We start from the raw sequence: 23700 nt of genomic DNA, 5'->3' as shown, positions 1-23700 counted from the left end.
TTCTCCCTCCTATACGTAATCGATGAAATAGCGTCGGAATCGAATGTGAATCGATGCTCCAACAAGTAAGATTGCGAGCGTCATACACCAGAAGTACACGCCATACCACATATGATCGAGCAGATAGCCGGTTCCGATGAGTGCGGACCGATACCCCTCAATCAAATAAACGAGTGGGTTTAGCATCAACAACATCTTAAATAACGAGTGATCTGGCGGAATCCACATGATTGGCGTTAAATACATCAGCATCCGAATGGCAGATGTCACCATGTTTTGCACGTCTCGAATCATCGTTGCAAGCGCGGACAACAATAAGGAGACCGCATAAAGGAACACGACACCAGCGGGTACGATATACAAGAGTTCAAACGTATGCCATCCCGGGAAGTAACCGAAGGCACACCCTAAAATGATCGTTAAGGCAATCATCGCTAAGTGGCGATAGAATTGTGCCAAGATGACGTACGCTGGAATCGTACTCAATGGAAAATGCATCTTTGAGACGAGCGCGACCCGACCATAAATCGACCTGGAACCACTTGGAATCGTACTGCCGATAAAGAACCAAGCAATCAATCCGCTGACGAGCCAAAAGACGAACGGAATTCCATCAACTGGATGCCCACCACGAATCCCGAAGCCGAATACGACCCAGTAGACACCGATTTGAAGAAGTGGCGTCATGATCTCCCAAAACCAACCAAGGTATTGCATGCTATATTGACTCTTTGTTTCATAAAGCGAGAGTCGAAAGATCAGATATAGATGATCCTTCAACTCTCCCCCAATCGTTCGTAACGCGTTCATATCGCTTTCGCATCCACTTCCGTCACGCGGTGCGTATGCAAATTACCGAAGTTCAGGACTTTGACAGCGTCGAGCTCATTGACGATTCCTTTCGTATCAAAGAGTAACGGTGTCCGCATGTAGTTTGCGAGACGACGTGAATCAAATTGTTTGAATTCATCGTGGTCGACTAGGACGAGTGCGAGATCAGCGCCTTGAATCGCTTCCAGCTCATCGACAAGTTCGAAACGTGTCGAAATCGAGCGTTCGACGTGTGGATCACAGACAGCGACGTCAAGTCCACGGTCGAGTAATTGTTCAATGACTTCGACAGCTGGACTCTCGCGCATGTCGTCGACGTTTCCTTTATACGTGACACCAAAGACAGCGATTTTTGGACGGACACGTGAACCAACAAGACGTGCTGCTTGTTCAGCAACGAATTGTGGCATCTGAACGTTCGTTTGTCGTGCCGTATGAATGATGCGTGCAAGCGATGGCGCTTTGGCGACGATGAAGTACGGATCCACTGCGAGACAGTGACCACCCACTCCCGGTCCTGGATGATGCAAATTCACCCGTGGGTGCATGTTCGCCATCTCAATCACATCTAAGACGTTGATCTCTAGCTGATGACATACTTGCGTCAATTCATTTGCGAGAGCAATGTTGACATCGCGGAACGTATTCTCCATCAACTTCGACATTTCGGCTGTTTTTGCATCGGTCCGAACGATTTCACCTTGAACGAATGTTTCATAGACGGCTGCGCCCGCCTCTGCACACGCTGGCGTCAATCCACCGACGATGCGGTTATTATGAATAAGTTCATGTAAGATTTGTCCTGGCAAGACACGTTCTGGGCAATGAACGACATAAATGTCTTCACCGATCGTAAAGCCGGCTTCTTCAATCAATGGACGAACATGGTCATCCATCGTACGTGGCGCAATCGTCGATTCGACGATGACGACATTTCCTTTTTCAAGGAATGGCAGCATGTTGTTAACCGCTGAAATGACATATTTCAAATCACATGATTTATACGTATCGTTTAAGTTCGGCGTTGGAACGGCGATTAAGAAAACATCGGCTCGTTCTGGCGTAATTGTCGCTCGGAATTTTCCATTCGCGACGACCCGTTTGATGACATCCTCGAGTCCTGGTTCTTCAATATGAATCGTTCCCGTGTTCAGAAGATTGACGATTTGTGGATCGATGTCGACACCTACGACTTCCGTGCCATGATCCGCGAACATCGCAGAAGAAGGTAATCCAATATATCCTAGTCCGATTGTGCAAAGTTTCATTTTGTCATTCCTCCATCGAGTTAGTCATACTAGCCAACGAACGGTCTGTGGCTTGGCTGTAACTAGACCATAACGACATTTCCTTTGCTTTCCAATGCTTCTAACCATCTCTTAAACCATTCTTCACAGACCTTACATTTTCAGCGTTTTCTATTGTTTTTGTAAATCTTATGAAGCTTTCGCGAATCCTTCGTGTCTATTTGAATGAAACAAAACGACTCGTCAGGAATCCGCCTTCATTGCACGTGGATTTCCCTTCGAGTCGTTGACTATTTCTCTTATTTTGCGTCAGATTCCATGAAAATCGAATCATAGACAGCAAGAAGTCGACCTTTTTCTTGCTCCCAGTTGTATTGTGTCCTTGCTACGCTTGCTCGCTCCTGCATCGACCGTCGCAAGCTCTCATCCTTCACTAGACGGTTGACTGCTGTAGCAATACTCTGCGGCGATTCGACATCGACGATTAATCCAACTCTTTCTGTTTCGACGACACGACGGATTTCTGGTAAGTCAGCTGCGATGACAGGAATCAACGCCGCCATGTATTCGAATAGTTTGTTCGAAGAAGCAGAATAATGATTGAAACAGACGTTCTGGAGGACTTGAAAGCCGACCGTTGCCGCTGCCGTGTAACTTGGTAGTTCAGCAAGCGGAACCTTCTCAATGAAGCGAATGCGAGACTTTTCCGATGATCGGGCAGCCAGTTGCATCAGTTTTCCTTTTAATTTTCCGTCCCCGACGAAAATCAATGTTCCTCGATCGATGAACGGCATCGCTTCAATGAGTCGCTCTAGTCCGCGTCCTTCTTGGATTCCGCCTTGATACAACAAAATCGGCTCATCTTGAGCGAGTGCTAACTCTTCGCGTAACGGTCGCGGTTGCGGAACAATCGGTTCGTAAAACGGATAATTGTGCAAGACAGACGGTCGTGTTCCGTATAACTTTTGGTGGTAATCCGCACGCGTATCATTTTCAACGATCGTCTGATCGACGAAATGAAGCAACCAACGCTCTAATTTCCCTTGCATGCTTCCGTATCCTGTCCGATCGGTCTGGACTTCATGCGAATCATAGACGATTTTCGTCCCACGCGCCGCCCCAATCGCTTGTGGTAACGTATTGACATCGTTCGCATGCATGACGTCATAATCATGCTTCCTAGCAGCACGTGTCATACGCAGAATGCCGAAACTGTTGTACAGGGCGTAACGGATGAACCGACTTCGCGTGAGTAAAAAGAGCACGAGCATCACGGGAATCAGCCATGGCGCAAGAAGCGCACCCATCACGCCGATGACAAGGGTCCGTTTTTTCCGTTTGCGAAAGAACGGGAGCCACCTCGCAAAAGGTGGCGTCCGGTCGATTCGAATGACGCGAAACCCTGACATCGGGTATTCGACTTCTGGAAGTGTGCCGTCATTGAGACAGTATAGGTCCACGCGGTGCCCTGCTTCGACGAGTGCCGTACATTCACGTAAGACTCGGGCGTCATTCGTAAAGGGATTCCAAACAAACATTCCAATGCGCTTCATTCTGCGACCGCCTTTCGCGCCTGTGTTCGTTCGATGGCTTCGAACAAGCGCTGTTCATTTTGTTCCCAATCAAAATGGTGTTGGACGTATGCCACACCTGCGCGTCCCATCGCTGCACGTTTTTCTGGATTTCGTGATAACTCGAGAATATGATCGACGATCTCCTCTTTTTTTCGCTGGACAGACACGTAACCCACTCCTGCCTCTTCGATGACATGCGCCGCGTGTCCGGATACCGCTCCGACGATGGCACACCCCATCGCCATGTAGTCGATGATCTTTCCAGGTGTCACCGTATCGAACGCTGTACTTTCGACGAGTGTTGCAAAGGCAATGTCACTCTTCGCAAGTTGTTTCAACGCATCCCAGCGTGGCATCGCGTCAAGAAATTCGATGTTGGTCAACCCACGTTCCTTGACGAGTCGTTCGAACGTTTGCTTGTGATAGCCGTAACCGACGACTTGAAAACAGATATCTTCCTCTTGTTGAAGTTCCTGTGCGACGTCAAGCAACAAGAACACATCTTGAGCAAGACCGATATTTCCTGTATACACGACGCGCACTTGTTCCGATACTTTTCGGCGTTTGATCAACCACTCATTTTCCTCGATCGAGTTCGGGATGTAATGAATTTTTTCCGGTGCAATGCCCCGCCCTTCAATATATGATCGAAACCCCTCACTGTTGATGACCAATTGATCTGCCTGACGATACATCCACTTTTCAAGCCAGTAGAGCGGCGTCAATAAGAGACGCGATTTCGTGATGCCGACGCCAATCAACGATTCCGGCCATAAATCACGTACATCGAGAATCAAAGGAGCCTTTTTGACATGTTTTGCGACGACCCCGACGAGCCCCATGAAGATGGATGGCGTCGTCGCATAGATGTAGGCATAGGATTTCGGGTCATGTCGCACTTCTTTTACCGCGAGCACGAATTGTTCCACGAACAAGCGAAGACGCCGCCATAAATTATTCGTCGCCCGGACATCACGCGGTTGGATACGGGTTACATGTGCCGTATCGAGGCTCGGTTCATCCCAGAACATCGAGTCCGTATAAAGTTCTGCCGTCGGATAGAGCGGTTCTGACGTCAACACATGGACGTCACTTCCCGCTTGTTCCATCCGCTTGAAGATATTCTTCATTCGGTTTGCCGCACTCCCGATTTCCGGATAGAAATTTTGACAAATCATCAAGACGTTCATCGACGACTCCGGCGCTGCTTGAGTTGACGTCGGAACTTCCAGTAGCGGACGACGATTTTTCCGAGCTTTGATCGCGCGAGTGAGCGGTATTTTGATTTCCATGATGCATTCGCCTCCAACAATTCCAGATTTGTCACCAATGATCCTTCGAACCGATCAAGCAGTGCGGCATATTGTTCTTCGAGCATCTTGTATTGTTCACGCTGTTCCTGTAGTTGCTGTTCATGACGTAGCACCTCGACTTGAGCGTGTTCCAATTGGTCCGTTTGTTCTCCTAACCGCTGTACTTTTCGTTCTAGATTCTGTTGCTTGCGTTTTAAATCAATGATCGTCGCGAGATGCAATCGTTCCACCTCTTCAAAGGCGTCTTCGAGCCATTCGACTTCCGTTGGTAAAATTGCTCGACCCTCTCGTGGTTCAGGATAGACTTGGATCGTGATTCCAAGCCACTTATCGATCCGCTCGACCGTCTCGATTTTACCGAAAGGTGTCAATTGCTCAAGCAGTCGGTTTAAATAATACGTCCGTTTGTGATCCGCATAATCGTTCACTCCGAATGGGACTGTGATGACGAGTCGTCCTTTTGGTGCGATGAACGAGACGGCACGAGCGATGAAGCGTTCCGGCTCCCCGATATGTTCCAGTACTTCCGTCATCAAGACTGTATCGAATTGAATGTCAGGTGTGTACGTCATGACATTCGCTTCATGTAATTCCACTTTTTCTTTTACGGATGCTGGTTCTTCCAGTAACGCTTGTTTGGCCTCGATGATCGCTTCTGGTAGGACATCGATCCCAACGACATGTTTCCCTTCACGTCCAAGCAAAATCGGGACGACTCCGCCTGAACAACCGATATCTAAAATGTGCTCCCCTTTTGCTTGTCGTACGATCCAGTGCACACGCGCGCGGACTTTTTTACCGAACCCTCCCCCTAACTGATCGTAGTAGGCAGCCCGGATTTGATCTTTTGGTCGTGCTGTTTTCATCGATGCCGTCATTTCTGCACCTCCTCGAGTAATAGATGTTGAAGCCGATCTGTCTCCTGACGATCCGCAAGCTCCATGAATTGACGGATCAACGGATTCGTCAACGTGATCGGTTCATAGAAACTGATGATCGTACGTAACAATGCGACACTTGGTGCGAAATCCTTATCACTGCAGTAACGCAATTTAACGAGATACCAATGCTCGAAGAAATGCTCGAATCGAGTTTCCTTGTATTCTTCCAGTACTCCATAACGAGCGAATTTCTCAGCTCGTGCCCGCTCTCGGACGACACTTCGTTCGAAGAACTTTACCGTCAATGCATTCACGGTCGACCCGGCAACTGCCGCATAATAATAATGAATAACCCGATTGACGAGTAAAACACGGTTCGCGCGAAGCATCAATTCTTGAAAGAACAAGGAGTCCTGACCGACCGCACCGACGACCTGTTCCAATTGATGCTCGAGCAGGAAGGTACGACGGACGACGAGTGCTTGAATGCTTTGTACCGCAAACCGATGTTTCAGTAGAAAAGCTTTCGGATCCTCACAAACCGTTCGTCCTTGTTTACGAATCGTCGGCAAGGCGATGATGCTCGTCTTCTCGGCAAGCTTTTTCATATGCCCTGCCACAAAATCAAGTGATGGATCTTTTTCTAGTTCTTGAAGCAAAAAGGCATATCGATCACTGAGTACCTCGTTATCCGGATCAAGGAACGTCACATAGTTAGCTCGTGCCATCTCGACTCCTTTGTTACGCGGACGTGAAGCACTACCGCTTCCGCCTGTCTCGAAGAAATAAGTTCTGACATTTCCATAGCGTCGCGCGAGACGCTCTACGGCTTGACGTGTCGCAACATCCGTCGATCCATCATCTACGAGTAAAATCTCCGACTCCATGAATCGATCCATCCGCGTTAGACTGGCGAAACATTTATACGTGAGGTGTTTTCCATTGTTATAGATCGGAACGACGACCGACAGTTGCGGGGTCTGATTCGTCGGAACTACCGTCTGCTCGTTCCACTCAAATTGATCGAGCAACAGTGTTTTTCCGTTCAGTTCATCTGCCTGGAACATGTCATATCCGATAGCTGATCGCCAAACGATCGCACCGTTTCGGCTACCGCTCATCTCTTGTACATGATACGGATGCTTGCTTCCCTTTCGGACGATGCTGGTATCACTATATTTAAAGCCATTCACGAGGTCCTCTAAATAATATTCACCGTAAGATTCCTGTCCATCCATCCAAGCAACGAGATCGGCTTGATTATAGGTTTGCTCCGTCAACATATCCGCTGAGACGATTTCGTCTGGTGTGAGACTTTGGCGATCAATCACGTCACGAATGGCTTCCCCGTCTTGAGCGACAACGATGAGTAAACGATGTTTTCGTGTCTCAGGTACTCGTCCAATGAACGCTAGAATCTGATCCATCCGTTCGAAGACTGTATGTTCCGTCATGACGGCACGAAGTCCTTCTGCTCGTAACCGTTCGATTTCTTCTTGCGACGTACGTTCTACGATCGCCGTCGCCTCCTGTGCGTCATGCACGGTGAAGATGTTCGGAAACTCGTTGTTGACGGCGATACTGTAATTCGACAGGATCAAATTCCCGAGTGCTTGCGATTCATAAACGCGACGAGCACACATCGTTTTACTGTATTTGATGCTATTCAGGTTCAAGACCCAGTCGTAACATTTACTGACTTGTTGTAAAGCATCATAAGGAATCGCTGGTGCGACCCGTGATTGATAGCGCTCCGGAAACTGATAGGCTGGTAAGTCGAGATGATAATTCCGGTCCACGATATCGAGTTCGTGCGAGGATTGCATCACCCCATCAAACAACATCTCCGTATCTTTAACACGCTCCGGATATTTCGCCATCCAGCTACCGGCAAATAAAACGCCTTTCTTTCGGCTACGTGTCGCTCCGATCGGATTGTGAATCAATGGATTGACACCAAACGGCATCGCCATGATCCGATCATGACCACATAAGACGCGGTATTCAGGAATCATCGCCTCATCTGAAGTCAGGACATAATCGGCTGCTTGCGCCACGTCTTGAAATCGTTCATGATTGCTCGGATCTTCCGTCGATTGAAAGACGACTGGAATTCCTTTGGCTTTGACTTCCTGCATCATCGAAAGCAGTCGTTGGCGTTTCTTTGAATTCGGTGTGGCGACACCCTTCCAATCGTCTCCTCGTAACCCCTTCCATGAGGAAACGACTAAAAAGAGATCAATCTCACGCTCGAAGACTTCTTCGAATGTATGCGCATTGACGTAGTGGAGATGAACGGCATCTTCATAATAGGCATACATGAATTCCGAGCAGACGATTGCCATCTCGATTGGTCGCTTTTCATAGTAGCGCGTCGTCGTCCGGACCGGAATCTCCGAGACATCCAATTGATTCAGCAGTGATGCTTGGCTATTTTGTCGATAACGTGTCGTCGTGTTATTAGAAGTTCGAACCGTCGGCAGTCGCAAGACGTCTAACTGACGGAGTTTTTCGAGTGCATCTTTACTTGCGGTCGTCGCGCTCGTAAGCCGTTTTTTCTCTTCGCGGACCCAGTTCAGTTGTTGCATGATTTTTCGTTTCCATTTTTGATCACTCACACGTAAACACCCTTCCTCTTTTCAACTCTTTCTTAGTCTACGGAAGCAGTTCAAAGGCTACTTGAAGGACTTGCAAGGTTTTTGTAAAGACTTAGTGAAGCTTTTTTGGATTTTCCTTACATTCCAGTTCAGTCAACCTGTATTTCCTAGGAAATCGACCGGTTTCGCTTTCTTGTCCGTGGAAGTCATTCACATGTTTTCAAAAACGAATCCTATGCACTCTCATTGTTTTGGATTTAAAAAACGGGGAAACATTACTACGTACTGATAAAAGGAGATGACTGTACATGTTAAATGAAAAAAATCATGATTTACCAGATGAAAAGGCAGACGTTGGTCTTCACCCGGATCCTGATCCAGCTGAGACATCAGATCCCGGAATCAAGCCTGCGGAAACACAGCATCCGGATCCTGATCCAGAAGAGCTCGAGCGCGATCGAAAAGATTCGTGAATCTCACGCCATAGAAAAAGAGGTTGCGGAAATGATTCCGCAACCTCTTTTGGCATGTTCACTTAACTTTTACTAGTAGTTTCCCTGTGTTCGAACCATCGAACAAGCCAAGGAACGCATCTGGTACACGATCGAATCCTTCAAAGATCGTCTCTTCGTATTGTAACTTCCCTTCACTAACCCATTGACCAAGTTGCTCAGCCGCTTCCTTGAATCGTTTGCCATAATCACCCACTAAGAAACCTTGCATGCGCGCACGCGCGATGATTAATTTCGATTGAACACGTGGACCAATGTCCTGTTGTGCATTATATCCAGAAATGGCACCGCAGACTGGTACCCGCGCGAATGGATTGAGTCGATCAAGAACTGCATCACCGATTTCCCCACCGACGTTTTCAAAATAGACATCGATGCCGTCTGGACATGTCCGGTCTAACGCTTCCCGGATGTCTTCCGTTTTATAATTGATGACTTCATCAAAACCAAGATCTGCTTTTAAGTGTTGTAACTTTTCGTCACTTCCTGCGATTCCGACGACACGTGCGCCTTTGATTTTAGCGATTTGACCAACGATCGATCCAACAGCCCCTGCTGCTGCCGATACGACGACCGTTTCCCCTGGTTGTGGATTCCCGATATCAAGCAATCCGAAATACGCTGTCATCCCTGTCATTCCGAGAACACCGAGTGCTGTTGAAATAGGTGCGATCTGCTCATCGATTTTACGAACGGTTTTTGCATCGACGACTGCTTTTGTTGCCCAATCGAGCATCCCAACAACGACATCACCTGACTTGAGCCCTTCACTTTTAGACTCGATGACACGTGCTACGACACCTCCGTGAATCGGTTCATCAATCTCAAATGGTTGCGAATAAGAACGCGCATCGTTCATACGACCCCGCATATATGGATCGACCGAGATATAGAGTGACTCTAATGCGACTTGTCCTTCCTTCAGCTCTGCTAACTCAAATGATTCATAGCGGAATGTTTCCCCTGTTGGCTTTCCGTTTGGTCGTGCTGCTAATACGATACGTTGTTCTGACATGATTCATGACCTCCTCATTCAATGTACTTCTTCACTGTAACAATTCCGTTTCTGAAAGACGAATCCTTTGCTTGTTTGGAATTTTCTAACTTTTCCTTGACGTCCTTCTGTTCTTACCGTAAGATAAAACACAATTCATAACTTTTATACTGTTATGCACAAAAGCGTTACATAAGGAGAGGACTTGTATGGATTCATCTATTTTGCGTCAGCCACGTCAATTTGCCGTTCATGTTTTAAACGGACTCAGTATCGGAATTCTCGTTGCCCTTATTCCAGGAGCACTACTCGGTGAACTCGCTAAGGCATTGTTGCCATATGCGTCCGGAGCCCAACATGTTTTAGATGCCACCACACTCGCGATGCGCCTTTTGCCGATGGTGATTGGTGTTGCCGTAGCCATGCAATTTAAAGTGACACCGATTGCCACCACCTCGATTGGACTCGCGACGGTCGTTGGCTCAGGTGTTGCGACTCGTGCAGATGCGACGTTCGTCTTCGTCGGTACGGGTGACGTCATCAATGCCGGACTGACGGCAGCTGTTGCGACGGCAATCGTCTTATTGATCGGTGAACGTTTCAAGACGTATACGGTGCTTGTCATGCCAACGATTTTGATTGTCGGTGCCGGTGGGATTGGTGTATTGACGTATCCGTTCGTGACACGGATCACGACAGCGATCGGACATGTCATCTCAGACTTTACAGCACTTCAACCTGTCTTAATGGGTATTCTGATTGCGATTACTTTTTCCGTACTGATCGTCTCTCCGCTTTCAACGGTCGGTATTGCTACAGCCATCAGTTTGTCGGGTGTTGCCGCCGGAGCTGCAAATCTAGGCGTCTGTGCCGCTGGATTTGGTCTTGCAATCGCCGGGTGGCAAGCGAATTCACGTGGAACGTCGATTGCTCATTTTCTTGGTTCTCCTAAAATCCAGATGGCGAACTTCATTCGTAATCCCTTGATGATTCTTCCTGTCATGTGTAGTGCTGCTATCCTTGGTGCACTAGCAGGAATGCTTGGCGTCCAAGGGACACCGTTTAGTGCCGGCTTCGGGATGTCTGGATTAATCGGACCAATCAATGCGTTACATCTGATGTCAGGAGGCTGGACATTGTTCAACATGACATTCGTTCTTGGATTATTCATCGTCTTACCAGTCATCCTTTGTCTAGTCTTCCATCTGCTCTTCCGGAGATTCCGTCCATGGATGAGTGCAGAACCATACCGACTGGATTTCGAGTGAGTTCATCGTTATCGTTCTTTCAGCACAAAAAAGCCAAGCCGACCGTCTAAAAAATCGACGGATCGAGCTTGGCTTTTTGTACATTTATTTGATTACTGATAGTAAGTCAAGCGGTGTTTCGATGACATGATCCGCCGAATCCCACTCGGATTGTGTCCCAAAACCGTACTGGCATAAGACGACTGGCATGTTTTCCTTACGGGACGCTTCGACATCGGAAGACCGATCCCCGATCATCCAGTAAGTCGCTTCTCCAAATTCCTCACGGTGCGCTCGCAAGACATCCGCCTTTTCTTTCCCGTTGACGGATTCCAAGCATTTCGGACTTGTGAAGAACGAACGAATATCCTGGCTATCAAGTACAAGGTTTAGATAGTGGTTGCCACAATTACTTGCTGTTGAAATAGTATGTCCCGCTGAAACTAGCGCTTCTAATAAAGATCGAATTCCGTCGAACAAGACGTTCTGTTCAACCATCGTTGCTTCTAGATGACCATGTCTTTTTTTACGGATTAACCGAATATCCTCTTCTGAGGCTTCCGGAATCGCCTTACGCCAAAAGGCACTTCCTGCTAAACCATAGCTTGCTTGTACACTTGCTTGAGAAGGTTTTGGAAGATGCGGCATGTCCTCCATCGCCCGATGGATTGCTTCTGTCATCTGTTCCGTTGAATCGATCAATGTACCGTCAATATCGAATAAGATAATTGCCATGTTCCCACTCCTTTTAGATCTCTTTTTTTGCTTTTCTCTTTTTTTGAATCAAGTAGCCAACCGTAATCAACACACCTAAACCAATCCAAACGATTGGATGATTGAGATGGTGCAATTTTCGCCATTCATGCCCGACGGCTTTCCCGCCCCAAATGAAGATCGCTGACCAAAGGAAAAAGGAAATCGTCGTCACGACGGTAAACGTCCAGCGTGAAACACCAGTCAGACCGGCACCAATTGCAAATCCGATCCGCCACATTGGAGACAGAAGAAGGATATAGCGTCCCTTCGTCTCCATTTGTGTCTGAAACTGAAGCATTTTTGTTTCCGAAATCCGAAACCATTTGAACAAACGATTCAATAACCGTTCACTCCCGAACTGACCAATCGTAAAGAAGAGGTTCTGACTAATGACGAAGCTCACTACAGCGAGGAACAACATGAATAAAAGATTCGCCTGTGCGGTATGCACGAGATATCCGGCATACGCGAGCGGTACTTCGCTCGGTATGAATGGAAACATGAGCGTCATCATGATTCCAATATAACCGTATGATTCCATCCAGTGATGTCCCATCTTCGTCCCTCCTCTCTCTTTACCAACTATTTCTAGTGTATCGAAATTTCAAGAAGGCGTACAGGAAACGGCTCTTTGTGGACAAAGAAGAGCGACTTCTGGTGTGAAGTCGCTCGGATCATCTAATTTAATTAATACGCGTCCTCACTTTGTACTGGTTGTGTACGACGCTTTTGTTGTTCATCCTGCCAGTCGCTGAAACGTGTCAATTCTTCGAAGACTGTTTTCGTGACGAAGAGGATGACCGCGATATCGTCTGCGAAACCGAATCCGAGTACAAAATCAGGTACGAGGTCAATCGGTGACACGAGGTAAATCAACGCGCCGATTACTTTTAAGATCGTTGTACGACGAATGTTGCGATATTCACCTGACTGATACGCGCGAATCATATCGACGAACAACGTCAACGGTGAGAAGACGACGGACAAACGAGAGTTACCGTTTACCTTTGCAGTTGCTCGTTGTAACAGCGAGTTCGTCTTTTTCGGGCGATCGATATAATCTTTTGCATCTTCGGCATATTGATTTTGTTGTTTTTCTAATTGTTGATTCGAGAATTTCATTCCTATTTTCCCCCATTCTAAAGTAACTTCAACGCTTTTCTATTTCCCTGTTCCTACGGATGATAATCCTGTCAGGTTTCAGGATATGATGGAACGGTAAAAAAGGGAGAGAAGCGTTACAGAAAGGATGATTTTTATGAATCATGTTAATCAAACCGTCATCATTACGGGAGCCGCGAATGGAATTGGTGCAGAACTCGCCCGCACCTATGCTGCGCATGGCGCAAATGTCGTTCTTGCTGACATCGATCAGATGACAGGAGACGAACTGGTCCAACAAATTGAAGAAGATGGTGGAACGGCTTACTTCTATCACCTCGATATCCAACACGAAAAAGACGTTCAACTATTGATTGAAAAAGCGATTGAACATACTGGTCGCATCGACATCGTCATCAACAACGCCGGTATCATGATTCGAAAACCCTTACTCGAATTGTCACTTGAGGAATGGGATCGGGTTCATCATACGAACCTGCGTAGTATCTTTTTAACGACTAAGGCCGCTACACCTTATTTGAAACAAAGTAAAAGTGGTGGTCGGATCGTCAACCTGGCTTCGACACGCGCCTTCATGTCGGAACCGCATACAGAATCTTATGCATCGACGAAAGGTGGCATTTTTGCACTGACCCATGCACTTGCTGTCTCACTCGGGGAAGACGGAATTCTCGTCAACGCGATTGCTCCGGGTTGGATCGAAACCGGTGACTATCAAGAATTATCACCTGAAGACCACAGTCAGCATCCAGCTGGTCGCGTCGGAAAACCAAGTGATGTCGCACGTGCAGCTCTCTATCTGACACACCCAGATAACGACTTTTTGACGGGCGAAACATTGGTCCTAGACGGTGGGATGACACGAAAGATGATTTATGAGGAATGATGCGGATGGAGTGCCTTTCGGGGCACTTTTTCATTTTACAAAAACTATATTTATACCTTTTTCAAACATTAATAAACCTTCTATTTATACGATGTTACAAAAATATATCTTCTGACATCATTCGGAAATCAATCAATTACACAATGATTTTTCCCTTCATATCAACATTTTCTATTTATCCTTCTGTTCACGCATTATTATTTTCATAAATTCTTCATTCTTTTCGCTAGCTTCTCTTGCATTTTTTTAAAAGAATTGTAAAGTGGATTTTCCGATTTTCTTGTTAGAGTGGGAAAGGTAACACTTCACAAGGGAAAGGAATGACGCTTAGTTTATGAAACGACCTTTCGGAAAGTCACTCGGGCTATCGCTCATGACACTCACTTTACTCGCAAGTCCGCTCATGACGACAACTCCCGTCGACGCGGCAAGTTCATATAAAGAAAAGCAACAACAAAACCAGCAACAACAATCGAAGCAACGCGAGGCGTTGTCTCAAAAAAAGAATCAATTATCTAAAGCACAGCAACAAGTCTACGCGCTGGATCAACAGATTAACGGGCTGACATTACAAGTCGTCGAGAATCAAAAGAAAATCGACGAAAACACGAAACAGATTGCTCGATTAGAAGATAAGATCGAAAAGCTACAAAAGAAAATCAAGAAACAAGAAAAAATGCTCGGTGATCGTCTGGCGGTCCGTCAGTCTAAAGCCGATAATGCCCCGCTGCTTGAAGCCGTCTTCGGTGCAAAAGATGTCGGTGATATGATTAGCCGTTTCAACGCCTTCAATACGATTGCGGAAAGCGATGCTTCTTTATTAAAAGATTACGAATCAAACAAAAAAGAACTGGCAGCTGCGAAAGAAGAACTGAAGCAGACACGCCAAGACTTGATTGAAGATCGTAATGTTTTAAAAAAGAAACAACGTGAACTAAAACAAGAAAAACAAAAGCGTACAGCACTGTTGAAACGCTTGACGTCACAAAAGAAAAAAATCGAATCCAACATCCTCAGCCTGAAAGAGGCATCGGCCCAACTGAAGGCACAGGAAGCAGCTGAAAAAGCAGCAGCACGAGCAGCAAAGGCAGCTGCTGCAAAAGCTGCGAAACAATCGGCAGCACCAGCATCTGTCAGTCAAGCCAGTACGAAAGTCATCTCAAAAGCAAAAGGTAAATTCATCAAACCTGCTCAAGGTTCTGTTTCGCAAGGAATGGGTGCAGCAAGCGGAAGTAATGGTTATGCTTACCACAATGGAACCGACTTCGCTGGTCCACTCAACTCGCCAATCGTTGCATCTGCAAGCGGGACAGTCATCTTAGCAAGTTCAGGTGGTCCTTACGGCAACCACGTCTATATCTCTCATAATATCGATGGGAAAACATATACGACCGTGTATGCCCATATGAATGCCTTAAACGTTAAACAGGGACAACAAGTCAAACAAGGACAGCAAATCGGTGTTCTCGGAAGCACCGGTAACTCGACTGGTCCACACTTGCATTTTGAAATCCACGATGGTGGATACCAGTATGATGCGAATGGACGGACGAATGAGCTCGATCCAGAAAGCTTCTTCTAAGTCGATTCAAGAAAAAGGGACTGACTTAAAAGTCAGTTTCCATAAAGGTAAGGGGTGGCAGAATGATAATCTGCCACCCTTATCTCACAACAAAAAGAATGACGCGTTTCACGCAACTCCTACAGGAAAAAGCGCATCTTTGCGCTGTCAGAGACAAACAAGACCCGCTTTCCTGCTTGAATGAAGCAGGAAAGTTGGCTTGTGTCTCGCCTGAGGAAAGGGCGTGAAAAGACGCGTCATTCTTTTTTGAGTCAGCCTCTTTTTGCTGTGTTCATTAAATTTTGAATTGATGTGTCTGACTGTCAAGCGACGTCGTCGTCGATTCGAGTTCTTGCATCAATTGATGAATCTGTTCGAACGAGGCCTGTTGATCACGCATCGAAGCAGCGATCTCTTCATTTCCGGCTGCAAGTTCTTCCATGACGCCGCTGACTGTACTGACTTGACCAACGACATGGCGGGCTTGCTGTTTCGAGTGAACAAGTTGTTTCGTCACGTAATCGAGTGTTTCCGTCACGTTTGCTACCTTTTGACGTGTTTCACCGAAAGCTTGCTGGACGTGCGTAAAGTTCTCGACCTGATTCGTCTGCTCCCGCTCCGCTTGGACGAGTGCTTCTTGTAAGACAGCACCGTCTTGGCGAATCGAACGGACAAGTGAGAAGATCGAGCGCGTCGCCTCATTTGTCTCATCCGCTAACTTTTTGACTTCACTAGCCACGACGGCAAATCCACGACCGGCTTCCCCAGCCCGTGCCGCTTCGATTGCCGCATTGAGTGACAATAAATTCGTCTGCGCGGAAACTCCGGCGACGAGTTGTGCCATCTGTTCGATTTGTTGCGTCTGTTCTAAGAAACCTTCCAGTTTCTGACCGAGTTCGCGATTTTGTTCTGTTGACGCGCGAAGTGACCGTGCTTGCTGTTCCATGACGGAACTACTTTGAACCATCACGTGATCGGCCGCCTGTCCTTCTGCATAAGCGGTTTGTGCACGTTGTTCACTCTCTTCAAAGAGCTGTTGCATATCGGACATCGTACTGACTGTCGTCTGGATATCGTCCGACACCGTTTGAGTGCCACTCGCCATTTCATTAATCGCATGGGTCATGTTACCAGAAACTTCAACGATGTTCGCGTTCTCCGTCGTCGCTTCCGTACTCATCTGACGAATCGTATTCGACGAACGACTGATCGTTCCGATGACTTCGTGTAACGTTCCCTGCATCTGCGCAACCGCTGTCTCGAGTCGACCAATCTCATCTTTTCGACCGGATACGACTAATTCCTGCGACAAGTCTCCGTCTGAAATCTGCTCAGCAGTTCGAACGACACGGCTGATTGGTCGCGTGATACTACGTGCAAAGTACCAGTTGTATAGTGCGAGACCAACCAATAAGGCGAATGTCGCAATCAGGACGGTCCGCGTCAAATTTAATGTCTCGTCTTTTGCTTCACGTTGTAAGACATCATAAAATTCTCCGTTTTTCGTATGTAACGTGTAGAGATCACTGAGGACCCCTTCAATCTGTGCAGCGTGCGAGCGAATCTCAATCGGATTCATCGCGTCCGTCAGTTCTGTCCGTTTCGCAGCAAGCGTCTTATATTTCATATCCGCCCGGTTCAACTCTTCTTGGAACGCCGGAATCAAATACGTCTTCTGTAATTCGTTTAATGCTTGTTCGTTCTTTTTACTAAGTGCCTGTACTTGCTCCGCCTGACTTTCAGACGGTTGGCTTGCCAGTCGGTTCCAGGCTGCCTGTTCATATAAGAGCTTCGTTTCAAGCTCTGAGATCTCAACGAGCTGCTTCCCGTAATCTTCGTTATAGGACTGAATTTGACGGAGCTGGAACAACGTCCATCCCATCAAGATGACGACACTCAAAATCGTCACTAACGTGGAGAGTAAAAATCGTTTCCGTAACGTCATTGGATCGTCACCTTACCTTCGAGCACGTCTTGTTGTAGCTGCTCTAATTTTTTTCGTTCCCCGTCCGTAAAGTTCGTGTTTCGGATTGGCGCCAACTGGATTGCCCCTTCTTTGACACCCAGGACGACTTGTCCGGACTGTAAACCCTTCGCAGCCACATCTTGTCCGATTTTCGTAATCGCAAGATCAACTTGTTTTAGCATTGACGTCATGACAGCGTCAGGTGCGATCGGGGTTTGGTCGCTATCGACACCGATCGCTTTTTTCCCCTTCGTTTGCGCTGCTTCAAGAACACCACTTCCCGTCAACCCGGCTGCAGCGAACAATACATCTGCCTTTTTCTGTATCATCTCATTCGCAAGCGTCCGTCCCTTTTCGGGAGCTGCAAAGTCTTCAGCATATTCGACGAGTACTTTTGTTTTTGGATTGACGGCTTTAGCGCCAGCTATATATCCCTTTTCAAACTTCTCGATCAGCGGCGACTTCATCCCACCGACGAAACCAATCGTATTCGTCTTCGTTTGAATCCCTGCAGCCGCACCCGCTAAATAGCTTCCTTCGTCCTCTTTGAACGTAACCGAGAGTACGTTCGGTAACGTCGATACAGCATCAATCAAGGCGAATTGTTGTTTCGGATATTTTTTTGCAACCGTTTCAAGATCCGTCTGCCCCATGAATCCGAGTCCGACGATGACGGTCGGTTTCTTTTTCGCCAACGCTTCGAATGCTGCTTTATAGGTCTTCGTTTCGTTCAACTCTCGGTAATCGATTGACCAACCTTCCTTCTCCCGCAACAACGCCATACCGCTCATCGCCGCATCGCTGAATGATTGATCACCAAGACCAACATCCGACAAGACGACTGCCATTTCTTTTCGCTCCTTGACTGCCCGTTCTGGATCATCGATGACACTGCCGCACCCTGCGAGGCTAAGTGTCGATGCCAGTATGATTCCGCTCCACCGTTTCATTCATTCCACATCCTTCCGACATTCTACATCTGATTATCGGAAGCGATGTCTGACTTCTTAATACAAAATTTAAATTCAGAATAGTCCCATAACAAAAAAATGCCCCTCTAAAAAAGAGGGACATGTCAGATATTCTTAGTAATCGCTATCAGATGTACCACCTGTAACGATTGCGATTCCTGCTGATGCACCAATGCGTGATGCACCTGCATCGATCATTGCTTTTGCACCTTCGAAGTCACGAACGCCACCAGATGCTTTAACACCGATGTCAGGACCAACTGTCTCACGCATGAGACGGATGTCTTCGACAGTTGCACCACCTGTTGAGAAACCAGTCGATGTTTTCACGAAGTTAGCACCTGCTTTAACTGAAAGTTCAGCAGCTGTTTTGATTTCTTCTTTTGTAAGAAGGCAGTTTTCGAAGATGACTTTAACGAGTGTACCGTTTGCCGCTTCGACAACCGCACGAATGTCACGTTCTACTAACTCAAGGTCGCCATCTTTTAATGCGCCGATGTTGAGAACCATATCGATTTCTGTTGCACCGTTTTGGATCGCATCTTTTGTTTCGAATGCTTTCACTTCTGGTGTGTTTGCTCCAAGTGGGAAGCCGATGACTGTACATACTTTGACGTCGTCATCTGATTTTAAGAGTTCTGCTGCTAGCGCGACGTATGTTGGGTTAACACAGACGCTTGCAAATTTGTATTCTAATGCTTCTTTACAGAGTGTTTCGATCTGAGCACGTGATGTTTCTGGCTTCAGTGCCGTATGGTCGATCATTCCTGCTAAATTCATGTTTGTTGTCCTCCTTAAGGGTATCCCTTAGACTCTGTTTTTATTCTATCACGCAAGAGGTCAGACTTCTATCTTTTTACGCGACTTTTCGGAGCTGTTTTTTCCGAATCCAGACACCATTGAGCGTAAAGACGATTGCTGCTGTCCAAATACATGTAAACGCCACCATGTGTGTTTTAGTAAATGGTTCATGATACAGCAATACACCAAGTCCAAGCGACAAGGTTGGTGCGACGAATTGGAGGAACCCGACCCACGTGAATGGAATCCGTTGTGCTCCGAATCCGAATAACAAAAGTGGAACAGCGGTCACGATCCCGGTCAAGATAAGTCCGGTCGTCGTACCGACAGATTCGGTCATCGAAGACGTTCCTTGTACTTGCCAATAGCCGAGGAAAATCAAAGCCAGCGGAAGCGGCGCCATCGTCTCGAGCGTCAAACTGACCGTTGATTCGAGCGGTCGTCGCTTTTTGACGACGCCATAAAAGCCGAAGCTTAAGGCAAGTGCGATCGAAATCCACGGAAACTCGCCGTAGCCAATCGTCAAAATCAAGACACCGATCGTTGCAAGAACAATCGAGATCCATTCGATCCGTGAAAGCTTTTCGCGAAAGAAGAAGACACCAAAGACGATGCTGACAAGCGGATTGATGTAATAACCAAGCGACGCTTCAACAATGAATTGATGATTGACGGCCCAGATATAGATGAACCAGTTCAGACTGATGATCAGTCCGTTTAAGAAAAAGAGTCGGCGCGTGAACGGATCACGCAGCGCCGTCTTCCACTTCCCAAGTGCTTTTTGAAATGATAATAAGATGAGCAGAAATAAGAATGACCAGATGATGCGGTGTGCCAGTATCTCTTCACTCGGTACATTGGCGAGCATCTTCCAGTAGAGCGGTAAGAGTCCCCAAATGACATACGCGACAAGTGTCGCGAAGAATCCAGGTAGATTCACGTAATCCCTTCTTTCATTATGATACCTTCTTCATTCGCATTTTCCCTGCCGATAAACCGCTGATCGTAAAGAGAGCAACAGCAATCCAAATGAACAGGAAAGCGATGAAGTGAATCGTCGTAAAGACGTCATTAAATAGATAAATTCCAAGGAGTAACGTCAGCGTCGGGGCAATGTATTGGAGAATCCCGACGTAGACAAACGGGATTTTCGGCATTCCGTATCCGAATAACATCAATTGGACTGCTGTTGCGATCCCGAGCATGATGATCGCAATCAGCGCACTCGTCGGCATCGCAAGCGGTTGACTATCCGTTACGCCTAATGTCAAGAGAGCGAACGGGAGCGTGACCAGTGTCTCTAAAAATAATCCGGATAATGGTTCGGCTGCTGCCTTTTTCTTCAGCACACCGTAAAATGCGAACGAAACGGCAAGTGAAAAGGCGATGATCGGAAATTGACCATAACCGAGCGTTAAAATCATCACACCGATGATTGCTGATAAAATCGCAATCGCTTGCGGACGCGTCAATCGTTCCTTAAAAAAGATCAAACCGAACAAGACGCTGACGAGCGGATTGATGTAATACCCGAGTGACGACTCAACGATATACCCTTCCCCGATGGCGTACAGATAGAGCGACCAGTTCCCGCCTAATACGAGTCCTGCCGCAAGCACGGTATAGCGCTGACGTTTGTTTTGCCATAATTGACGAACGAATTGGAATTTCTTCGTCAGGCGTAACAACAGTGTCACGAAAATGAACGCACTCAAAATCCGAATCGAAACGACCGTCCATGCTGGAATACCAGCAGCAAATACTTTGTAGATCGGCAACAGTCCACCAATCACGTAGGCGACGAATGTCGCACTCATACCCCGTTTATCCACGGTCATCCCCCTTATGTATGAAGAAAGCCGCCAGTGGCGACTTTCTTTGAACCTTATTGCCCGTCAAGCGTTGTAAACAATTCGCGTAATTCCTCTTCTGTCACATCACGCCAAGAACCGATTGGTAAATCGCCGAGCTCGATATTCATGATCCGAACGCGTTGCAGACGTTTGACCCGATAGCCGAACTCTTTACACATACGGCGAATCTGACGATTTAATCCTTGCGTCAAAATGATCCGGAACGTCCGTGTCTCGAGCGGCTCAACGATACATTCCTTCGTCGTCGTACCGAGAATGTCGACACCACTTGCCATCCCTTGAATGAACGTATCCGTGATTGGTGCATCAACGGTTACGATATATTCTTTATCGTGATTGTTTTCTGCTCGAAGGATCCGGTTGACGACATCACCGTCATTCGTCAAAAGAATCAAGCCGTCTGAATCTTTATCGAGACGACCGATCGGGAAAATCCGCTTCGGATGGTTGACGAAATCGATGATGTTTCCTTCGATGTCAAGCTCCGTCGTACACGTGATGCCGACTGGTTTATTTAAGACGATGTAGACAGGTTTTGGTTTTGTCTGGAGCGGCTGACCGTCGATTTCGACGACGTCCGTCTCTTCAGCTTGCGAGCCGAGTTCTGCTGTCAGACCGTTGATCGTCACACGACCTGCATCGATCAGTTTATCGGCAGCACGTCTTGAGCAAAAGCCCGTTTCGCTAATGAATTTGTTGATTCGCATGAATGATATCCTCTTTCCTTAATTGAACTGTATTCAGTGTAGCGCATTCCTGAAATGAAAACAAAATAACATGCGATGCTCCTCTATGTAAGAAAAGCAATGCATGTCGTCTTTAGTCTTTAATTCAATGATCGATTCATTGTTTTTTCTTACCTGTGTTCAAAAACGTCAAACAAGTAATACTTATTATTAGGACGATTAAAATAATTGAACTATACGCAAATGCCTCTTGATTAAATAAAACGATGAACATCAATACTGTTAAGATGACTGATAGAACTGATAATCCGTTTGTTTTCATTTTGAAAAATCCCTTTTTGTGTGAAGTGATATGCTCCTATCATGAGGTCTTGTTTCTGGTAATAATCTACTTATGAAAACCATAACATAAAATCATTTTCTAAAATGAATCGATTAAAAGTTATTTTAAAAATCTAAAGCCCCCTACATAGTAACGTAAGAAAACAGCCCCTATTTCGAGGCTGTTTTCTTATATGCATATATCGAGATCGCTTTTACGAATCATTAGACCGCAGCGTCTTTTAATGTCTGCATGATGCGGACGAATTGACCGTCATTCATCGGATAGCCGGCTTTCGTGATTTTGACACGAACGAGTTGTCCGATCATCGACTCATCCCCTTCGATTGCGACACGCAGATAGTTATCCGTATAACCGACGAGACGACCGCCTGCTTCTTCCGAGAATTCTTCCGGAATGATCTCAAGCAGTTCCCCTTCGTATTTCGAAGCATATTCCTTCGCGAGTTGATCCGATAAGGCGATCAAACGCGCGACGCGTTCTTCTTTGATTGATTCCTCGACTTGGTCATCCATCATCGCAGCTGGTGTACCTGTCCGTTTCGAGTACGGGAAAACATGCAACTCACTGAACTTATGATCATTGATGAAGTTGAATGTTTCCATAAACTCTTCTTCCGTCTCACCTGGGAAACCGACGATGACATCTGACGTGATCGCACAGTCAGGCAGGACTTCCTTCAGACGCGTGATCCGTTCTCCGAATTCTGCCATCGTATACTTGCGGCGCATCCGGCGAAGGACCGTATCCGATGCCGACTGGATCGGAACGTGCAAGTGACGAACGACGATCGGCGAATCCTTCAGGACATCAAGTACCTCGTCCGTGATTTGACTCGCTTCAATCGACGAAATGCGTAAGCGTTCAAGTCCATTGACGGATTCGAGTGCTTTAAGTAATTTCGCTAAGTTGTAGTCTTTTAAGTCTTCTCCGTATCCACCTGTATGGATTCCCGTCAAGACGATTTCTTTGTAACCCGCATCAACGAGCTGTTGTGCTTGCTTCAAGACATCTTCCGGTTGACGAGACCGCATGAGACCACGTGCCCATGGGATGATACAGAACGTACAGAAGTTGTTACAACCTTCTTGAATTTTCAGCGAAGCCCGTGTCCGGTCCGTAAAGGCCGGTACATCCAGTTCTTCATAGACTTTGGCTTTCATGATGTTTCCGACCGCATTGATTGGCATGCGTTCTTCACGGAATTGTTCGATGTATCCAATCATTTTATGCCGATCTTGCGTTCCGACGACGACATCGACGCCGGGAATCGCCATGATCTCAGCAGGAGACGTTTGGGCATAACAGCCGGTTACGCAGATGACACTATCCGGATTTTGGCGAATCGCCCGTCGGATGACTTGGCGACTTTTCTTATCTCCGGTATTCGTGACCGTACATGTATTGACGACATACACGTCCGCATGATCCGCAAAATCAACGCGTGCGTAGCCAGCGTCCTTAAACAGTTGCCAGACAGCTTCTGTTTCGTAATGGTTGACTTTACAGCCAAGCGTTTGAAAGGCAACAGTTGCCAT

Annotated in this window: 21 protein-coding genes; 4 read left to right on the top strand and 17 right to left on the bottom strand. The window is 46.8% G+C overall.

The genetic code is table 11. From position 1 onward, the window contains the following. Nucleotides 1-9 precede the first annotated feature (9 nt). The 6 genes from ITJ88_RS10465 to ITJ88_RS10440 form a co-directional block, all read right to left on the bottom strand. Nucleotides 10-810, bottom strand: coding sequence for an ABC transporter permease (locus ITJ88_RS10465; RefSeq protein ID WP_023467468.1), 801 nt, complete (start codon nucleotides 808-810; stop codon nucleotides 10-12). Next, nucleotides 807-2099, bottom strand: coding sequence for a nucleotide sugar dehydrogenase (locus ITJ88_RS10460; RefSeq protein ID WP_195865625.1), 1293 nt, complete (start codon nucleotides 2097-2099; stop codon nucleotides 807-809). The genes ITJ88_RS10465 and ITJ88_RS10460 overlap by 4 nt, the downstream gene beginning before the upstream one ends. 278 nt (nucleotides 2100-2377) lie before the next feature. Then, entirely contained in the window at nucleotides 2378-3616 is a 1239-nt protein-coding gene (locus ITJ88_RS10455) for a glycosyltransferase (RefSeq protein ID WP_230088809.1), read from the bottom strand. 11 nt (nucleotides 3617-3627) lie between these two features. Further along, nucleotides 3628-4944 (bottom strand): glycosyltransferase family 4 protein, encoded by a 1317-nt coding sequence (locus ITJ88_RS10450; protein WP_230088808.1) that lies wholly within the window; start codon nucleotides 4942-4944, stop codon nucleotides 3628-3630. Beyond that, nucleotides 4839-5843, bottom strand: a complete 1005-nt coding sequence (locus ITJ88_RS10445; RefSeq protein ID WP_230088807.1) for a class I SAM-dependent methyltransferase — start codon at nucleotides 5841-5843, stop codon at nucleotides 4839-4841. Before ITJ88_RS10445 ends, ITJ88_RS10450 begins: the two co-directional genes overlap by 106 nt. Next, nucleotides 5840-8464 (bottom strand): glycosyltransferase, encoded by a 2625-nt coding sequence (locus tag ITJ88_RS10440; RefSeq protein ID WP_195865623.1) that lies wholly within the window; start codon nucleotides 8462-8464, stop codon nucleotides 5840-5842. The genes ITJ88_RS10445 and ITJ88_RS10440 overlap by 4 nt, the downstream gene beginning before the upstream one ends. Nucleotides 8465-8751: 287 nt before the next feature. On the opposite strand from ITJ88_RS10440, the gene ITJ88_RS10435 reads away from it, so the two are divergent. Next, entirely contained in the window at nucleotides 8752-8916 is a 165-nt protein-coding gene (locus tag ITJ88_RS10435; RefSeq protein ID WP_023467459.1) for a hypothetical protein, read from the top strand. Between the two features lie 58 nt (nucleotides 8917-8974). On the opposite strand, the gene ITJ88_RS10430 is transcribed toward ITJ88_RS10435, so the two are convergent. Next, on the bottom strand, nucleotides 8975-9970 hold the full coding sequence (locus ITJ88_RS10430; protein WP_050678356.1) for an NADP-dependent oxidoreductase: 996 nt from the start codon (nucleotides 9968-9970) through the stop codon (nucleotides 8975-8977). A gap of 188 nt (nucleotides 9971-10158) precedes the next feature. Here ITJ88_RS10430 and ITJ88_RS10425 point away from each other — a divergent pair, with 188 nt between their 5' ends. After that, complete coding sequence (locus ITJ88_RS10425) at nucleotides 10159-11217, top strand: PTS sugar transporter subunit IIC (RefSeq protein ID WP_195865622.1); 1059 nt, start codon at nucleotides 10159-10161, stop codon at nucleotides 11215-11217. A gap of 84 nt (nucleotides 11218-11301) precedes the next feature. Here the strand turns inward: ITJ88_RS10425 and ITJ88_RS10420 are convergent, their stop codons facing one another. The 3 genes from ITJ88_RS10420 to ITJ88_RS10410 form a co-directional block, all read right to left on the bottom strand. Next, nucleotides 11302-11931, bottom strand: coding sequence for an HAD family hydrolase (locus ITJ88_RS10420; protein ID WP_195865621.1), 630 nt, complete (start codon nucleotides 11929-11931; stop codon nucleotides 11302-11304). Nucleotides 11932-11944: 13 nt separating this feature from the next. Beyond that, nucleotides 11945-12508, bottom strand: a complete 564-nt coding sequence (locus ITJ88_RS10415) for a DedA family protein (protein ID WP_035398399.1) — start codon at nucleotides 12506-12508, stop codon at nucleotides 11945-11947. A 131-nt stretch (nucleotides 12509-12639) separates the two neighbouring features. Continuing rightward, nucleotides 12640-13074, bottom strand: coding sequence for a YkvA family protein (locus tag ITJ88_RS10410; protein WP_029341012.1), 435 nt, complete (start codon nucleotides 13072-13074; stop codon nucleotides 12640-12642). 136 nt (nucleotides 13075-13210) lie between these two features. On the opposite strand from ITJ88_RS10410, the gene ITJ88_RS10405 reads away from it, so the two are divergent. Both ITJ88_RS10405 and ITJ88_RS10400 read left to right on the top strand, forming a co-directional pair. Further along, nucleotides 13211-13960 carry an SDR family NAD(P)-dependent oxidoreductase gene (locus tag ITJ88_RS10405; RefSeq protein ID WP_035409264.1) on the top strand — a complete coding sequence of 250 codons (750 nt, stop codon included), beginning with the start codon at nucleotides 13211-13213 and terminating at the stop codon, nucleotides 13958-13960. Nucleotides 13961-14333: 373 nt separating this feature from the next. Continuing rightward, nucleotides 14334-15542: a murein hydrolase activator EnvC family protein gene (locus ITJ88_RS10400; protein WP_230088806.1), complete on the top strand. Its 1209-nt coding sequence runs from the start codon at nucleotides 14334-14336 to the stop codon at nucleotides 15540-15542. Nucleotides 15543-15816: 274 nt separating this feature from the next. Here ITJ88_RS10400 and ITJ88_RS10395 read toward each other — a convergent pair whose 3' ends face one another. From ITJ88_RS10395 to mtaB, 7 genes are all read right to left on the bottom strand, one after another. Further along, complete coding sequence (locus ITJ88_RS10395; protein WP_195865619.1) at nucleotides 15817-17466, bottom strand: methyl-accepting chemotaxis protein; 1650 nt, start codon at nucleotides 17464-17466, stop codon at nucleotides 15817-15819. Next, a complete protein-coding gene (locus ITJ88_RS10390; RefSeq protein WP_195865618.1) occupies nucleotides 17463-18437 on the bottom strand; it encodes a BMP family lipoprotein in 975 nt (324 codons plus the stop codon). The genes ITJ88_RS10395 and ITJ88_RS10390 overlap by 4 nt, the downstream gene beginning before the upstream one ends. A gap of 135 nt (nucleotides 18438-18572) precedes the next feature. After that, complete coding sequence (gene deoC / locus ITJ88_RS10385; protein WP_023467449.1) at nucleotides 18573-19238, bottom strand: deoxyribose-phosphate aldolase; 666 nt, start codon at nucleotides 19236-19238, stop codon at nucleotides 18573-18575. Between the two features lie 76 nt (nucleotides 19239-19314). After that, a complete protein-coding gene (gene rarD / locus ITJ88_RS10380) occupies nucleotides 19315-20199 on the bottom strand; it encodes an EamA family transporter RarD (protein WP_195865617.1) in 885 nt (294 codons plus the stop codon). A gap of 16 nt (nucleotides 20200-20215) precedes the next feature. After that, nucleotides 20216-21097 (bottom strand): EamA family transporter RarD, encoded by an 882-nt coding sequence (gene rarD / locus ITJ88_RS10375; protein ID WP_230088805.1) that lies wholly within the window; start codon nucleotides 21095-21097, stop codon nucleotides 20216-20218. Nucleotides 21098-21144: 47 nt separating this feature from the next. Beyond that, nucleotides 21145-21840 (bottom strand): 23S rRNA pseudouridine(2604) synthase RluF, encoded by a 696-nt coding sequence (gene rluF, locus ITJ88_RS10370; protein ID WP_195865615.1) that lies wholly within the window; start codon nucleotides 21838-21840, stop codon nucleotides 21145-21147. Between the two features lie 525 nt (nucleotides 21841-22365). Further along, on the bottom strand, nucleotides 22366-23700 hold the full coding sequence (mtaB, locus tag ITJ88_RS10365) for a tRNA (N(6)-L-threonylcarbamoyladenosine(37)-C(2))-methylthiotransferase MtaB (RefSeq protein ID WP_023467445.1): 1335 nt from the start codon (nucleotides 23698-23700) through the stop codon (nucleotides 22366-22368).

The sequence above is a fragment of the Exiguobacterium abrahamii genome, assembly GCF_015645365.1.
Taxonomy (GTDB): Bacteria; Bacillota; Bacilli; order Exiguobacteriales; family Exiguobacteriaceae; genus Exiguobacterium_A; species Exiguobacterium_A abrahamii.
This window is presented reverse-complemented; position numbering and strand designations above follow the sequence as displayed.